The following is a 15049-nucleotide window of genomic DNA, read 5'->3' on the forward strand; positions in this document are numbered from 1 at the left end:
CCGTCAGCCCAGCTCGCGGCACGCGCGGTAGAGGTCGGTCCACTCGCGACGGTCCTTGACGACGGTCTCGAGGTACTCCTGCCAGACGATGCGGTCCTGGACCGGGTCCTTGACGACCGCGCCGACGAGCCCGGCCGCGACGTCGTCGGCCCGCACGACGCCGTCACCGAAGTGCGCCGCGAGGGCGACCCCGTTCGTCATGACCGAGATGGCCTCGGCCGTCGAGAGCGTCGCGGACGGCGACTTGACGGTGGTGCGCTGGTCGGCCGTGACGCCGGACCGGAGCTCCCGGAACACCTGGACGACGCGCTCGATCTCGGCCAGCGACTCGAGCTCGGCCGGCAGCTGCAGGCTGCGGCCGAGCGACGCGACGCGGGTGCGGACGATCTCCACCTCCTGCTCGAGGGTGTCCGGCAGCGGCAGGACGACGGTGTTGAAGCGTCGTTTGAGCGCCGAGGAGAGCTCGTTCACGCCCTTGTCGCGGTTGTTGGCGGTCGCGATGACGTTGAAGCCGGGGCGGGCCTGCACCTCGGAGTCGAGCTCGGGCACGGGCAGCGTCTTCTCGGACAGGATGGTGATGAGGGAGTCCTGCACGTCGGCCGGGATGCGGGTCAGCTCCTCGATGCGCACGAGGGCGCCGGTCTCCATGGCGCGCATCACCGGGCTCGGAACGAGCGCAGCACGCGTCGGGCCCTCGGCCAGGAGGCGCGCGTAGTTCCAGCCGTACCGGAGCGACTCCTCCGGGGTCCCCGCCGTGCCCTGCACGACGAGCGTCGAGGCCCCGCTGACCGCCGCCGCCAGGTGCTCGCCGACCCAGGTCTTGGCGGTGCCGGGGACGCCGAGCAGCAGCAGCGCCCGGTCGGTGGCGAGCGAGGCGACCGCGACCTCCATGAGCCGCCGTGACCCGAGGTACTTCGGCGTGATCTCGGTGCCGTCCGCGAGCGTGCCGCCGAGCAGGTACGTCGTCACGGCCCACGGCGACAGCCGCCAGCTCGGCGGCCGCGGCCGGTCGTCGACCGCGGCGAGGGCCGCGAGCTCGGACGCGTAGGCGGCCTCCGCGTGGGCTCGGAGCACCTCGGGGGTCGGGGCCGACTCGGTGGTCGGCTCGGTGGTCGGCTCGGTGGTGTCGGTCATCGGAACGCCTCGCTGATCGATCGCTTGACGGAGTGGAGCTGGAGGAGGTTGCGCAGGTGGGTGGCGAGGGCACGGTCGCCGTCACCGAGCGACCGGAGCCACTGCTCGAGGGCCTCCAGCGCCGCGGGATGCAGGCCGGTCACGAGGTAGGGCATCGACAGGGCGACGACCGCCGGGCCGGAGGTCGAGGCACGCAGCCGGGAGGTCAGCGCGACGCTGAAGCCGGGCGACCACGGGGCCTCGAGCGCCGCGACCACGGTGGCGGCGTGGGACGGTCGGGCGATCACCTCGTCGACGCGGGCGAGCACGGCGCGCTCCCGCAGGTCGCGTGGCAGCGCGGGCACGATGCTCGGGTCCCAGCCCCGCTGCAGGAGCGCGGCCGCCCAGTCGGGGTCCCGGCGGGACCGCACCGCGCGGCGTATCCCCTCGAGGGCGTCGGTCGCCTGCGCGTCGGCCAGGCGGGTGACCGTCGTGACGGCGTCGGCACCGGTGGCATCGGCCCACACCCCGAGCGGCGCACCGGCGACGATCCGCTCGAGCCACCACCCGCGGGCGGACCGGCGCGGCGGCGGCTTGCCGAGCCCGTCGCGCCGACCGGCTGCGTCCGGCTCGTCGGGCAGGGTGACCTCGAGGCCGCGACGCAGCAGCCCCGTCGTGCGCACGAGCGGACGGAGCCGGTCGGCCATCCGTCGGGCTCGCGCCGAACCCGGCAGCCCGTCGAGCAGGTCGGCGGCGACCTCACGGACGCCGGCGGACCGGTCGTCGAGCGCGCGCTCGAGGAGCGGCTCGTCGGCCGGGCCCAGGCCGACGCGGAACGCCTCGAGGTGAGCCCGCCGGTCCCGCGCGGCATCGGTGGCCCACGTCGACCCGACGAGCGCGCGGGCCGCGTCCGGGTCGCGCGCGCGCAGCGACGCCACGAGCGACAGACGCTCGGTCGAGGGCAGCCGCGCCCAGTCGTCCGGGTCGAGCTCGGGTTCGGCCGACACGTCCGCCCCGGCCGCGGCGTCGAGCACCCAGCCCCAGTCGGAGTGCTGCGCAGCCAGCCAGAGGCCGCGCTCGTCGACGACCCGGGCGGCGACGCGACGCAGCGAGCGTTGTGCGGTGGCGAGGTCGAGGAGGGTCGGCAGCAGCGCGTGCGGGACGCGTCGGCCACCGGTGTCGCACGCGCGGAGCCAGTGCGTCAGCAGGGCTGGTCGCTGCTGCACACCGGCGGGCGGCTGCGTCAGGACGAGCTCGAGCAGCTGCACGGCCAGGCGCGAGGCCTCGGGGCGCACGTCCGGCGGAGAGGTGGGCGGCGTCTCGGCCGGGCGGGACACGCGTCCCGACGCGAGGGCCGCCGCGCCGAGCGCTGCGGCGTCGAGGAGCGCGGCCTCGCGCGGGAGCGTCGTCGACGTGCCGGTCGACGCCTCGGTGGGTGCGTCGAGGCGCCGGATGCCGAGGACGTCGAGGGGTGGGACGGCGCGACGGGCGGTGCCGACGAGGGCCGCGTTGCCGACCTCGCGCCACCAGGCGTCGAACCCGCCTGTCGCTCCGGTGCGTTCGCTCACAGCGCCACCACCTCGCCCCGCTGCACCAGGGTGAGGGGCCGGAACCGCCCGTGCTCGAGCTCGCCGAACACGTCGGCCGGGTGCCCGCCGGTGCGCGCGAGCAGCGCCCACACCGCGGCGTCGGCGGTCAGGTCGATGCCGCGGCCACCCGCGTCGACGGCGCGGGCCGTGAGCAGGGCCGACGCGGGGCCCGACGCCGGTGTCGAGGCCGGTGTCGAGGCCGGTGCCGGCGCCGAGACGGGTGACCGCGGCGGGTCGACCCCGACGCGCACGGCGGCGAGGGCGACCGGCACGCGTCGCGTCCACGGGTTGGCGGCCCAGACCCGGGCGGCCCAGGCGTACGCGCCCTCGACGTCGACGGTGCCCGGCAGCGGTCCGTCGGTGGCGACCGGCGCCGGGTCGTCGACGAACAGCGCCCTCCGGACGCCGCGCCCCGGGTACCGCGCGACCGTGGCGTCGAGGACCGAGCCGGCCAGGCGGGCCACGGGCAGCACCTGCGTGCCGGCCGCGAAGTCGAGGACGACGACGGTGTGGCCCGCCGCCTCGCCGCGCAGCCACGTCCGCTGCTGCTGGAGGCGGCCGTCGTCGGTGCGGTGCGCGCCGAGCACGGTCCAGCGGTCGTGCAGGGCGTCACCCGCGCGGACCGTGTCGGTGGGGACGGACCAGCCGAGGTAGGCCCTGAGGTCGCCGAGCTCGTCGGGGTCGAGGCTGTCGCGACGGCTCCACGTGCGGGTCGCGGTCCACCAGCGGCCGAGGGCGACGAGGAGCCGTTCGGACCAGTCCGCGCGCCAGGCGACCTCGCTGCCGACGGAGCGGACGTCGTCCGCGACGCCGGGCAGCTGGGCGTCGACGAGCCGCGCGGCGGTCGTCTCCCACCACGCCTGCGGCTGGCGGCGGGCCGTGGCCGTCCCACCGCGGACGAGGTCACCCAGCCACCGGGCGAAGTCGTCCATGCCCGCCGTCATCAGCGCGAGCCGGTCCTCGAGCCGCCTGGCCTGGGCGTCGGGGTCCGGGGTCCGCCCGGACCGGGCCTCGGTCGCGGCGTCGCGGGCTGCGCCGCGGGCGGCCCGCTCGGCCGCCCACTCGCGGGCGAAGCCGGCCGCCTCCTCGACGTCGGCGACCGACCCCGACCCGTCGACCCAGAGCAGCAGCAGCGCGAGCCCGTGCTTGCACGGGTGCTTGCGGCTCGGGCACGAGCAGCGGAAGGCCGGCCCGGCGAGGTCGACGCTCACCTGGTACGGCGTCCTGCCCGACCCCTGGCACTTGCCCCACACGAGCGTCTCGGTCGAACCGGTGTCGCTCCACGGGCCGGGGCGTGCCAGTCTGCGGGCCGCCACCAGCGACGCGTCGTCGGGAGCGAGCCCGGCCACCTGTGCCGGAGTCCATCGGGTCATGACGCGCACATCATGACCGACAACGCGGACAGCCGGGTCAGTCCTCGTGCAGGTCGAGGTCGACGAGCAGCTCGGTGGCGAGGCGCTCGAGGTCCGCACGTAGGTCGGCAAGGTCCGTCGCGGCCGGCACGTCGACGACGACATGGGCCTCGAAGAGCAGGCCGCCCGCCATCGGCGCCTCGCGGGTCCCGGTCGTGATCGTCTCGATCGACAGGTGGTGCCGGCTCAGCACCGACGACACCTCGCGGACGATGCCGGGACGGTCGTTGCCGAGGAGGTCCAGCGTGAGGCGCCGTGTCGGAGCGGCCCCCGCGCCGGCGCCGGTGGACGTATCGGCCGCCGTGTCCGCCGCCCCCGGGTGGGCGGCGACCTCGAGGAAACCGTCGAGCGCTCGCAGCGCGGTGCCGAGCTCGTCGCGACGGGCGTCCGGGACGGCGACGACGACGATCCCGGCGAACTTGCCTGCCAGCTCGGTCATCTGGCTCTGCTCCCAGTTGCCGTCGTGCGCGGAGACGACGTCGGCCAGGGCCGAGACGAGTCCGGCACGGTCGTCGCCGATGACGGTGAGCACGAGGCGGGCCATGACCGGCAGCCTAGTCACGCGGCACGCCGTCGGGTGCCCCGGCAGCGAGGTCGGGCGCCTCGGGCAGCAAGGGGATGCCGGTCGGGTCTGGCGGCAGCTCGATGGCCATGTCCGGCGTCGGGTGGTCCTCCTCGACCTCGCCGATGTGGACGATGGCGTCACCGCGGTTGAGCAGCGGCGCGTGGGTGCGGCCGATGACGATGCCGGGCCGGTCGGCGCGCACCAGCCGGACGCGTCGGCCGAAGGAGTCGGACAGGCCGCCGAGCCGGTCACCGGGCTGCACGCGCTGCCCGAGCGTGGCCTCGAGCTGGAGGATGCCGCTGCCCGGCGCGCGGACCCAGCCGCTCGACCGGCACACCAGGCTCCGCGCGGGTGGGGGCTCGTCGAGCGGGTCCACCATGCCGAGTCGGGCCAGCACCCGGCGCACGCCGACGACACCGGACTCGATGGCCCACTCGTCGAAACGCCACGCCTCGCCCCCCTCGTAGAGGAGCACCGTCGCGCCCTGCTCCCTGGCCGCGGCCCGCAGCGAGCCGTCGCGCAGCCGCGCGTGGTAGACCACCGGTGCGCCGAAGGCCGAGGCGAGCTCGCGCGTCCGCGGGTCGTCGAGGTCGGCCCGCACCTGGGGCAGGTTGCTGCGCCGGTCGGCGCCGGTGTGCAGGTCGATGCCGACGTCGCCCTTGGCCACCACCTCGGTCATGAGCAGGTGCGCCAGGCGGCCGGCGAGGGAGCCGCGCGCCGAGCCGGGGAAGGCGCGGTTGAGGTCGCGGCGGTCCGGCAGGTACCGGTCGCCGGTCTGGAAGCCGAGCACGTTGACGATCGGGACCGCGATGACGGTGCCGCTCAGGGTGCGCGGTGGCAGCGAGGCGAGGACGCGCCGCACGACCTCGACGCCGACCACCTCGTCGCCGTGGATGGCCGCGGTCAGCCACACCGTCGGGCCGTCCTGGCGCCCGTGGACGACGCGCACCGGCAGGCTCACCTCTGCCCCGGTGACGAGACGGGTGATCGGCAGGCCCACCTCGCGCGTCGACCCCGCTCGGACGCGGACCGCGCCGATGGCGAACGACGGACGCGGCATCAGCGGCCCCGGTTCCTGCGCCGGACCGCGAGCGGGGGTCGCCCTCCGAGGTACGAGCGCCCGGAGTCGACGAGGAACCCCTGGCGCAGCGCCTCGCGGCCCACGAGCATCCGGAAGCCCATCTCGTCGCGGTCGGTCAGCGACACCTCGGCCGTCACGGTCCGCCCGACGAGGACGAGGTCGAGCAGGACGATCGGCCGGTGCTCGGCGTGCCCCGACGACGAGCGGACCGAGCGCCGGTCGTGGACCGGGCGCTCGACGACGGCGGGGTCGGCCTCGGACCGCTGCCACGGGTGGATCGAGAACCGCACCCAGTCGGTGCCGTCGCGCTCGAACTCCGACACGTCGAACGCGTGCATCGAAGAGGACCGGGCACCTGTGTCGAGCTTGGCCTTGACCCACTCGACGTCGCAGGCGGGCAGGCTCACCCATTCCCGCCACCCGGCGAGGATGCTTGAATGTGGCGGCCCGGACACCCGACCATCCTTGCAGGCATCCCCCATGAAACTCGCGATCCTCTCCCGCGCCCCGCGCGCCTACTCGACGCAGCGCCTCAAGACGGCTGCCCTGTCCCGTGGCCACGAGGCCCGGGTGCTCAACACGCTGAGGTTCGCCATCGACCTGTCCGGACGCGAACCGGACCTCGTCTTCCGCGGCCGGCCGCTGTCCGACTACGACGCGGTCCTGCCGCGCATCGGCAACTCGATCACGTACTTCGGCACCGCCGTGGTGCGCCAGTTCGAGCAGATGGACGTCTACACGCCCAACACGGCCAACGGCATCAGCAACGCCCGGGACAAGCTGCGGGCGACGCAGATCCTCTCGCGGCACAACATCGGCATGCCGGCGACGACCTTCGTGCGCAACCGTGCCGACGTGCGCCCGGCCATCGAGCGCGTCGGCGGCGCCCCGGTCGTCATCAAGCTCCTCGAGGGCACGCAGGGCATCGGCGTCATCCTCGCGCCCGAGATCAAGATCGCCGAGGCGATCATCGAGACGCTGCACAGCACGAAGCAGAACGTGCTCATCCAGAGCTTCGTCACGGAGTCGAAGGGGCGCGACATCCGTGCCCTCGTCGTCGGCGACCGCGTCGTGGCCGCGATGCGTCGGCGGGCGCACGGCGACGAGTTCCGCTCCAACGTCCACCGCGGCGGTGAGGTCGAACCCGTCGAGCTGTCAAGGGAGTTCGAGGAGACGGCGGTGCGTTCGGCGCAGATCATGGGCCTGCGCGTCGCCGGTGTCGACATGCTGGAGGGCAACGAGGGCCCGCTCGTCATGGAGGTCAACTCCTCGCCGGGCCTCGAGGGCATCGAGCGCGCCACGAAGCTCGACGTCGCCGGTGCCATCATCGACCACATCGCCAACCAGGTCGCCTTCCCCGAGATCGACGTGCGCCAGCGCCTCACCGTGTCGACGGGCTACGGGGTCGCCGAGCTCGTCGTGCACACCGGCGCCGACCTCGTCGGCAAGACGATCAGCGAGTCCGGTCTGGACGAGCGCGACATCCAGGTGCTGACGCTGCACCGCGGCACGACGGTCATCCCCAACCCCCGGCGCCGCACCGAGCTGCAGGCCGAGGACCGCCTCCTGTGCTTCGGCCGCCTCGAGGAGATGCGCTCGATGATCCCCGAGCGGCGGCGTCGCCGCACCAAGGTGCGCCGCCTCCCGAAGGAGCCGATCCTCATCTCCTGAGCGTCAGCGGGCCAAGCCGATGACGAGCGCGACGAGGCCGCCGACGAGGACCGCGGCCGCGGCGATACCGGCGACCGCCAGGGCCACCCGCGGGTCGCGTCGGTCGATGACGGGGCCCAGGGGCGCGGGCGCCTGCCGGTCGGCGTCGTCGACGGCATCCCCCGCGTAGGCGTCGTCGGCCGGGTCGTCCGCATCGCGGCTCAGGGCATCTGCGAGCGTCTCGTCCGGGCTCATGGGCGGCGAGCCTAGCCCGGTCCGACCCGACGGGGAAAGCCCTACACGGCAGTGGGTTCCGCGCCGTCGACGGCGCGGGCTGCGGATCCGCGCTGCTCGTCGACGACCCGTGCGGCCCAGACCGGGTCGCCGGGCAGGTGGGTGGCGTGGCACAGGGTCGCCGCCTCCGCGGACGCTCCCGCGGCACCGACGTACACCGGCATCGACTCGGCCAGCCGGCGCAGCGCGGCGGCCTGCGCCGCGTACGCCGTCGGTCGCAGCGCGGACAGCATCACGGCGTCGGGCTGAAGCCTGCGGCAGGCGAGCGCCAGCTCGGCCGTCGGCGTGTTGGCTCCGAGGTAGCAGACCTGCCAGCCGAGCCGCGTGAGGCTGAGCGCGGCCGCCATGAGGCCGAGCTCGTGGTGCTCACCGGGCAGGCAGGCGAGCACGGCGAGAGGTCGCGGCGCGGTGACCTTCTCGGCCGCGTCCTGCAGGAGCAGGGACAGGCGCGAGCGCACCACGTTGCTCGCGAAGTGCTCCTGCGCGACACCGATGCGGCCCGTCTCCCACCGCTTCCCGACGGACCGCAGGTACGGCAGCAGCACCTCCCTCACGGCGTCATCGACGTCGAGCTCGGCGAAGACGTCGGCGAGGATGCGGTGGCCCCCCGCCTCGTCGAACGCCTCGAGGGTCTGTTCCAGCTGCTCCACCCGGGTTGCGGGCGGCGTGCGGTCTGCGGGCATGGTTCGATGTCCCCTTCCGGGGGTGGTGGTGCGGGCCGTCGGACCTACGTACCCACCCGCGGCAGGGCCAGACATGCTGCGCCGACCGCGATGTCCACCGTGACCGAATCGTGTCGTCGCGGTCACCACTCGACGCGGACGACGCCGCGGGCGCGGTCTCAGGCGGTCAGCCTGGCCCACGTGCGCGGGCCCACGACGCCGTCCGCGGTGAGGCCGTGCGTCGACTGGAAGGCCTGCGCCTTCGTCGCGGTCATCGAGCCGAAGACACCGTCGGCGGTCAGGGTGTAGCCGCGGTGCGTCAGCAGCCTCTGGGCGGCGACGACCGCCTGGCCCCTCGACCCGCGCTGGACCGTGACGACGAGCGCGGCCCACGTCTTCGGCCCGACGACGCCGTCTGTCGCGAGCCGGCGCGAGGCCTGGAAGGCCCTGACCCTGCTCTCGGTGCCCGCGCCGAAGACACCGTCGACGGTGAGGGAGTACCCGCGCTGGCGGAGCAGGTGCTGGACGGCCGTCGTGCGGAAGCCGGTGGCGCCGCGCCGGACCGTCGTCCACGTGACCGGGGCCGGGGCCGGGGTGCTGGCGCCACCGCCGATCTTCTTGGCGAGCTGGGCGATTCGGGGGTCGCCGGGTCGCACGTCGATCTCGAAGTGCATCTCGTCCTTGCGGCCGGAGTAGTCGCCGCCCCACCGGACGACGCCGTTGCACGAGGCCACGATGGCGTGGATCCTCGACCGCTGTGCGGCCGAGAACGTCCCGGACCTGCCGAGCGGGTGGCGCGGGGCGTTGCAGTCGATGGCCGTGCCGCTCGAGTGGTTCGACAGCGAGGTGCTGCCGGAGATCCGCCGGTAGCTGTGCCCCCAGCACCAGCCCCTGACGAGGGCCTCGACCTCGCGGTCGAAGCGGCCGGCGACGTAGGCGAGGATCGTGTGTACGTGGCCGCTCCGGACGCCCGCGGGGAAGGTGACCCCGCCGACCGTGAGGCCGACGATCGGGATCTGCGAGGACGACCCGGCCGGCCAACCGTTCTGCGAGGTCGCGGCGCTCGCGGCCGTCGCCGTGGCGGCCACGAGGCCGCCCCCGAGCAGGAGACCACCCGCGCCGCGGATGAGCGTGCGCCGGCCGAGTCCGCCCGTGAGGGAGGCGGGCGCCGCCGCGCCGGTGTCGCCGAGGTCTTCGTGGAGCTCACACATGACTACCCCTGGGTTCCGTGTGGTGGGAGGGCAGGTGCTCCTGCCCGAGGCGACCGTAGGGTCGGTCCCGCCGCGCGGTACATGGGGAGGACTACCCGGGCCTCCTCGCAGCCGGCTGGAGGCCGCCGCCGGCACCGGACGCGACGAGGGCGTCGCCGAGGGCGGTGCGCCAGTAGAGCACCTCACGTCCCGAGCGGCGTCGCAGCACGACGCCCGCCGCGAGCAGCACCTTGAGGTGGTCGCCGACCGACCCGATCGCGAGCCCGGTGGTGGCCGCGAGGCCCGTTGTGCTGCAAGGGGACTCGAGTGCGACCAGCAGAGCTGCCCGGGACCGGCCGACGAGGCGCTCGAGGCCGTCGGAGGCCTCTGCGTCGACCCGTGCGAGCGCGCCGGCCACGGGGTAGTAGACGGCGTAGCGGCGGGGGAGCAGCCAGCCGACCCATCGGGCGCGGTGGCTGACCGGGACGAAGAAGAGGTCGGCGTCGTCGGGCAGGACGCGCGAGGGCAGGTCGTAGTTGTTGATGCGCAGGTGGCCGGCGCCGACCCACTCGCGGTCGCGGCCCAGGTCACGCACGACGGCCGCCCAGCCCTGGGTGGCGAGGCGTGCGGTCCGGGACACGACGTCGGCGCGCAGGATGCGCTCGCGGCGGCCCCAGTCGGTGGCCAGGACGTGGGTCCACACCCAGTCGAGCAGCGCGACGGCCTCCTCGGTCAGGCCGTCGCGCAGGAGGACGTCGGGTAGGCGGTGGCTGGGTGAGCTCTCGGCGAGCTGCTCGCGCACGAGGTCGTCACCGAGCTCGCGCACGTCGTCGATCTCCTCGGCGAACGTGCGGGTGCCGGAGGTCGGGGCCGCAGGCGGCAGGCAGAGCCAGTCCGAGATCCAGCCGGGCCTCCAGCTGTGGTCGAGGACGGCGCGGCGCACCGGATGCGCGTCGAGCATCGTGTGGAACGCCTCGCCGTGGGACGCCGCCAGGGCCCGCCCCTCCGGGTCGGACGGGCGGACGAGGTCGTTGAGGGCGCCGACGGTCTCGATGCGCGGCGACACGACGAACCGGCTCCGTGCGAGCAGGTCCGCCGAGATCTGCCAGGTCCCCATGTTTCGCCTCCTCCCGAAACATTAGCCCAGCGGCGGCGGCATCCGGCACGGTACGGGCGTGCAGACGTACCGACAGCTCTTCGCCGTCCCCGAGTTCCGCGTCCTCTTCCTCGTCCAGTGCCTCAACATCGGCTCGTACGCCGTCGCGTCCCTGGCGCTCGGCACCATCACCTTCGCCGCCACCGGTTCGCCCGTCCTCACGGCCCTGTCGATGTTCGGTGCCCCGCTGATGCGGATCGTCGGGCAGTCGCTCTTCGGCTCCGGCTCGGACCTCGTGCGGCCCCGCGCCGCGCTCGTGCTCGTCGTCGCGACGACGCTCGTCACCGACCTGCTCCAGGCGATCCCGGGGCTGGCCTGGGGCTGGCGCTTCGTGCTGCTCGCCGTCGGGCCGCTCATCACGTCGGCGCTCGGCGGGAGCATGATGGCCCTCGTCTCCGACATCCTCCCGCGCGACGGGTTCATCCTCGGCCGGGCCACGATGAACGTCGCCGTCGGCGGCATGCAGATCGTCGGCTTCGGCATCGGTGGCGTCCTGCTCGTCCGCTTCACGACGACGCAGCTGTTCCTCGGGTCGGCCGCGGCCCTGGCCGTCGCGGTGCTGCTGCTGCGGTTCGGCCTGTCCGACCACCCGCCACGGCACGGCGGCGCGTCCGTCGTGCGGCGCACCCGCCAGGTCAACCGGCGTCTCCTCGGCTCGCCCGTCGTGCGGCCCATCTACCTGACGCTCTGGGTGCCGAACGGTCTCATCGTCGGGTGCGAGGCGCTCTTCGTGCCGTTCGCCGGGCCCCGCGCCGGCTACCTGTTCGCGGTGACCGCGGCAGGCATGCTCGTCGGCGACGTGGTCGTGGGGCGTTTCCTGTCGATCCCCATGCGGGACAGGCTGATCGGGCCGTTGCGACTGCTGCTGGCAGTGCCCTACCTCGCCTTCTTCGTCGTGCCGTCGCTGCCGCTCGCCGCGGTGCTCGCGTTCGTGGCGTCGGCGGGGTACTCCGCGAGCCTGCCGCTGCAGGAGCGGCTCGTCACCCACACCGACGCCGAGGCCCGTGGCCAGGTGTTCGGCCTCCAGGGGACCGGGCTCATGGTCGGCCAGGCGGTCGGTGCCCTCCTGGGGGGCGCGGTCGCGACCGCCCTCGGCGTCGGACCGGACGCCGCGGCCCGTGCCATGGGCGTCATGGCGGTGGCGTCCGTCGTCGTGTCGCTGGCCCTGACGCCGGGGCTGCGACGGTCGCGGCCCGCCGTCGCCAGTGCCGAGCGCCTGCGGGTCTGACCCGGGCCCGTCGCGCCGCTCAGGACGCGACGAGGCCCCGGCGTCGAGCGATCGCAGCCGCCTCGGTGCGTCCGCTGGCGCCCAGCTTGGCGAGCAGGTTGGACACGTGGACGCTGACCGTCTTGGTGCTGATGAACAGCTGCTTGCCGATCTGCCCGTTGGTCAGGCCCCGGGCGAGCAGCTCGAGCACCTCCCGCTCGCGAGCGGTCAGCTCGGCCTGACCTGCCACGACGCGCGCGGCCGACCGCGCGGCCGCCGGCACCGCGCGCTCGAGCTCCGCGAGGAGGGGGCGGGCCCCGAGCCGTTCGGCGACGGCCCGTGCCGCGTCGGCCTCCTGACGCGCGGCGGTGTCGTCGTCGAGCGCGTGGAGGGCGGCCGCGAGCCGCGCCCGGGACCGGGCGGTCTCGTAGACGTGCCCGTACCGTTCGAAGGCGGCGACGCTCGCGCGCCACGCCGCGACGAGGTCGTCGGCACCGGGCGGGTCGTCGAGGTCGGTGGCGCGCCGCAGCCGCAGGGCCTCGGCCTCGGCCCGGGCCAGCCACGCCCACGTCTCGCGGCTCGTGCGCTCGAGGTCGGTGGTCTGCTCCGGGTCGGCGGGCTCGAACGTCGGTCGGGTGGTGCGCTCGACGGCCGGCTTGAGGGCGCCGATGCGGCGCGCCCGGGCCAGGAGGCGCTCGGTGAGCGCGACTATCCGCCGGCGGACGGCGGGATCGGCCGTCGCAGCCGCCGACGCGGCCTGGCCACCGACGAGGGCGGCGAGCCGGACGACGGCGTGGTACTCGCCCCACGCGGCGTCGAGCGTGCCGACGGCGTCCTCGACGAGCTCGACGAGCTCGTCGTGCCGCCCGGCGTCGCCGAACAGGTCGATGCCGGCCATCACGGAGAGCACGACCGCGAGACCGTCGTAGGACCACCAGCGCCGCAGCCGCGCGAACAGGTCGGTGTCGAGGGGTTCGCCGCGCCCGGCACGGACGTGCAGGAGGGCGCCGGTGAAGATCGTGCCGCCCGGCTCCGGTGCCGGAGCGTCACCGAGGTCGAGCCGACGGACCGCGCCGTCCCAGTCGCCGAGCTCGTAGGCGGTAAGGCCGCCGAGCAACCGGCACTCCTGGCCCCACGGCGCCCACTCGCGGTTCATCCGCCGTGCCAGCTCGGCGCCGGCGTCGTAGCGCTGCAGGGCGGTCGGCAGGTCGCCACGGCGGTGGGCGAGGGAGGCGAGCTGGTGCTGGGCGCGCAACCGCAGCGGGTCGCCAGGGTCGAGCCCGTCGAGCACCGAGCGCAGGTGCGTCTCGACCGCGTCGAGATCCTCCTGGACCTCGAGCACGCGCGCCTGGATGGTGCGAACGACGGCCAGCTGGCCGGCGAGCCCGAGCCGCTCGGCGAGCACCGACACCTCGTCGCCGACGCGTGAGGCCTCGATCCACAGCCCGAGGTCGATGAGCGCCTGGAGCCGCGCCGACAGGACGCGGACCCGCCGCTCGTCCGGCGTCGGCGGGTCGACGAGGGCGAGGGCCTCGTCGGTCAGGGCCAGGGCGTCGAGCGGCACGTCGAGGTTCCGCCCCACGTGCACGAGGGCGGCGAGCAGGTCGGCGCGCGCCTCCGGCCGCTGGGACCGGCCGGGGTGGGCGAGCCGGTCGCGCAGCAGGTCGACGGCCCGCACCGGGTCCCCCGCGACGGTCGCCGCCTCGGACGCGCGGAGCGTCACGTCGTCGCGCGCCGGGTCGTCCTCGTCGAGCCACGACAGCGCCCGTTCGAGGTGCTGCAGCGCGTCCTGCGGGCCACCCATGGACATCGCGGACTCCGCGGCGGCGCGGCTGGCCTCGACCGCCGTCGTCAGGTCGCCGACGGCGGCCGCGTGCCGGGCGCGCTCGGACGCCGGGGCCAGGCCGGGGTGCTCCGACAGGACCGACGCGTAGGCGCGGTGCAGCCGCAGCCGCTCCCCGGGCAGGAGCGAGTCGGCGACGGTCTCGCCGAGCAGCGCGTGCCGGAACGTGTACGCGGGGGGCCAGCGGGTCTCGAGGACGTGGTGCTCCACGGCGGCCGCGAGCGCGGCCTCGAGCTCGGCGTCGGGCAGGTCGACGACCCGGGCCAGGCGCTCGTGCCCGAGGTACTGACCGCCCTTGAGGGCGATGGCGCGAAGCACGCGCTGCGCGGTGTCGTCGAGCTGCTCCACGCGGGCCCGGAGGACCCGGCTCAGGCCACCGGTCAACGCCTGCCCGGCCGCGGCGCTCGCGACGAGCTCCTCGGCGAAGAACGGGTTGCCCTGGGCACGGGTCGCGATCTCGTCGGCGGTGCCGCGGTCGGTGGGGGCGCCCTCGAGGTGGGCCACGATCTGGCGGACCGCGTCGTCGGCCAGGGGCGCGAGCTCGATGCGCTCGACCCCGGCGATGCGCGCCCACACGGCGAGCGTCTCGTGGAGGGGGTGGCGTCGGTGCAGGTCGTCGGAGCGGTAGGTGACGACGAGGGCGACGTCAGTGGTGAACCCGCGGGTCAGCAGCAGGGTGAGGAGGTCGCGCGAGGAGTGGTCGGCCCAGTGGACGTCCTCGACGACGAGGAGGGCCGGCGTCGCGCCGCCGAGCGCGGTGAGCAGGGCGTGGACGCCCTCGGCCACCTGCCCGGGGTCCGTGGCCGGCGCGGCGGGCGCCGAGGCGGGGACCGACGCGATCGCCGCGGCAGCCGCGTCGGCGCGGGTCGGCAGCAGGCGGGCCAGGCCCGGGTGGGTGGCGAGCACCGCCTCGACGACCTCGGGGTGGCGCGCGTCGATCGCGCCGAGCAGCTCGACGAAGGGCAGGTAGGCGAGGTTGCCGCCGGCGAGCCCGACGCAGTGACCGACGGCGGTGAACCAGCCTGCGTCGGCGGCGTCGCTCGCCAGCTGTCCGAGCAGCCGGGACTTGCCGATGCCGGCGTCTCCGGACACGACGACGACGCCCCCGGTGCGCGTCCGGCCACCCGGTGCAGCAGCGGGTGCGGTACCGGGTGCGCCGGCGTGGAGCCCGACGGCGTCGAAGAGGTGGTGCAGGTCGGCGTCCCTGCCGATGAGGGAGCCGGTGCTGAACGGCATGGAGGGAATCATCCCGTACCCCGGCGACAGCGGCGGGAGGGGTGCACGCCT

Annotated in this window: 13 protein-coding genes; 2 read left to right on the forward strand and 11 right to left on the reverse strand. The window is 75.1% G+C overall.

Annotated elements, in window-relative coordinates; genetic code table 11:
• Positions 1-3: 3 nt before the first annotated feature.
• The 6 genes from AC1VM9_RS09495 to AC1VM9_RS09520 are packed head-to-tail and all read right to left on the reverse strand — an operon-like array spanning position 4 to position 6242.
• Positions 4-1134: an ATP-binding protein gene (locus AC1VM9_RS09495; protein ID WP_481346510.1), complete on the reverse strand. Its 1131-nt coding sequence runs from the start codon at positions 1132-1134 to the stop codon at positions 4-6.
• On the reverse strand, positions 1131-2681 hold the full coding sequence (locus tag AC1VM9_RS09500) for a DUF5691 domain-containing protein (RefSeq protein ID WP_481346511.1): 1551 nt from the start codon (positions 2679-2681) through the stop codon (positions 1131-1133). Before AC1VM9_RS09500 ends, AC1VM9_RS09495 begins: the two co-directional genes overlap by 4 nt.
• Positions 2678-4075, reverse strand: a complete 1398-nt coding sequence (locus tag AC1VM9_RS09505) for an SWIM zinc finger family protein (protein ID WP_483122447.1) — start codon at positions 4073-4075, stop codon at positions 2678-2680. Before AC1VM9_RS09505 ends, AC1VM9_RS09500 begins: the two co-directional genes overlap by 4 nt.
• A 37-nt stretch (positions 4076-4112) precedes the next feature.
• Complete coding sequence (locus AC1VM9_RS09510) at positions 4113-4658, reverse strand: glycine cleavage system transcriptional repressor (RefSeq protein WP_481346513.1); 546 nt, start codon at positions 4656-4658, stop codon at positions 4113-4115.
• A gap of 10 nt (positions 4659-4668) precedes the next feature.
• Positions 4669-5739: a succinylglutamate desuccinylase/aspartoacylase family protein gene (locus tag AC1VM9_RS09515; protein WP_481346514.1), complete on the reverse strand. Its 1071-nt coding sequence runs from the start codon at positions 5737-5739 to the stop codon at positions 4669-4671.
• Complete coding sequence (locus AC1VM9_RS09520; RefSeq protein ID WP_481343844.1) at positions 5739-6242, reverse strand: ATP-dependent zinc protease family protein; 504 nt, start codon at positions 6240-6242, stop codon at positions 5739-5741. The genes AC1VM9_RS09515 and AC1VM9_RS09520 overlap by 1 nt, the downstream gene beginning before the upstream one ends.
• On the opposite strand from AC1VM9_RS09520, the gene AC1VM9_RS09525 reads away from it, so the two are divergent.
• Positions 6241-7431, forward strand: coding sequence for a RimK family alpha-L-glutamate ligase (locus AC1VM9_RS09525; protein ID WP_481343845.1), 1191 nt, complete (start codon positions 6241-6243; stop codon positions 7429-7431). The two genes, AC1VM9_RS09520 and AC1VM9_RS09525, sit on opposite strands and share 2 nt — an antisense overlap.
• 3 nt (positions 7432-7434) lie before the next feature.
• Here the strand turns inward: AC1VM9_RS09525 and AC1VM9_RS09530 are convergent, their stop codons facing one another.
• From AC1VM9_RS09530 to AC1VM9_RS09545, 4 genes are all read right to left on the reverse strand, one after another.
• Entirely contained in the window at positions 7435-7665 is a 231-nt protein-coding gene (locus AC1VM9_RS09530) for a hypothetical protein (RefSeq protein WP_481343846.1), read from the reverse strand.
• Positions 7666-7706: 41 nt separating this feature from the next.
• Positions 7707-8387, reverse strand: a complete 681-nt coding sequence (locus AC1VM9_RS09535) for a cobalamin B12-binding domain-containing protein (protein ID WP_481346515.1) — start codon at positions 8385-8387, stop codon at positions 7707-7709.
• Between the two features lie 158 nt (positions 8388-8545).
• Positions 8546-9577 carry a peptidoglycan-binding protein gene (locus AC1VM9_RS09540; protein ID WP_481346516.1) on the reverse strand — a complete coding sequence of 344 codons (1032 nt, stop codon included), beginning with the start codon at positions 9575-9577 and terminating at the stop codon, positions 8546-8548.
• 91 nt (positions 9578-9668) lie between these two features.
• Complete coding sequence (locus tag AC1VM9_RS09545; protein WP_483122449.1) at positions 9669-10673, reverse strand: ArsR/SmtB family transcription factor; 1005 nt, start codon at positions 10671-10673, stop codon at positions 9669-9671.
• A gap of 58 nt (positions 10674-10731) precedes the next feature.
• Between AC1VM9_RS09545 and AC1VM9_RS09550 the strand changes: the two genes are divergently transcribed.
• Complete coding sequence (locus AC1VM9_RS09550) at positions 10732-11940, forward strand: MFS transporter (RefSeq protein WP_481346853.1); 1209 nt, start codon at positions 10732-10734, stop codon at positions 11938-11940.
• Between the two features lie 19 nt (positions 11941-11959).
• Here AC1VM9_RS09550 and AC1VM9_RS09555 read toward each other — a convergent pair whose 3' ends face one another.
• Entirely contained in the window at positions 11960-14998 is a 3039-nt protein-coding gene (locus AC1VM9_RS09555) for a helix-turn-helix transcriptional regulator (RefSeq protein WP_483122450.1), read from the reverse strand.
• Between the last annotated feature and the right edge of the window lie 51 nt (positions 14999-15049).

The organism is Monashia sp. HAY1-11D (genome assembly GCF_056868035.1).

Excerpts from the sequence above, each read along its gene's own strand:
- AC1VM9_RS09495 (WP_481346510.1), bottom strand. The coding sequence starts at position 1,134 with ATGACCGACACCACCGAGCCGACCACCGAGCCGACCACCGAGTCGGCC.
- AC1VM9_RS09505 (WP_483122447.1), bottom strand. The coding sequence starts at position 4,075 with ATGACCCGATGGACTCCGGCACAGGTGGCCGGGCTCGCTCCCGACGAC.
- AC1VM9_RS09510 (WP_481346513.1), bottom strand. The coding sequence starts at position 4,658 with ATGGCCCGCCTCGTGCTCACCGTCATCGGCGACGACCGTGCCGGACTC.
- AC1VM9_RS09515 (WP_481346514.1), bottom strand. The coding sequence starts at position 5,739 with ATGCCGCGTCCGTCGTTCGCCATCGGCGCGGTCCGCGTCCGAGCGGGG.
- AC1VM9_RS09525 (WP_481343845.1), top strand. The coding sequence starts at position 6,241 with ATGAAACTCGCGATCCTCTCCCGCGCCCCGCGCGCCTACTCGACGCAG.
- AC1VM9_RS09520 (WP_481343844.1), bottom strand. The coding sequence starts at position 6,242 with ATGGGGGATGCCTGCAAGGATGGTCGGGTGTCCGGGCCGCCACATTCA.
- AC1VM9_RS09530 (WP_481343846.1), bottom strand. The coding sequence starts at position 7,665 with ATGAGCCCGGACGAGACGCTCGCAGATGCCCTGAGCCGCGATGCGGAC.
- AC1VM9_RS09535 (WP_481346515.1), bottom strand. The coding sequence starts at position 8,387 with ATGCCCGCAGACCGCACGCCGCCCGCAACCCGGGTGGAGCAGCTGGAA.
- AC1VM9_RS09540 (WP_481346516.1), bottom strand. The coding sequence starts at position 9,577 with ATGTGTGAGCTCCACGAAGACCTCGGCGACACCGGCGCGGCGGCGCCC.
- AC1VM9_RS09545 (WP_483122449.1), bottom strand. The coding sequence starts at position 10,673 with ATGGGGACCTGGCAGATCTCGGCGGACCTGCTCGCACGGAGCCGGTTC.
- AC1VM9_RS09555 (WP_483122450.1), bottom strand. The coding sequence starts at position 14,998 with ATGCCGTTCAGCACCGGCTCCCTCATCGGCAGGGACGCCGACCTGCAC.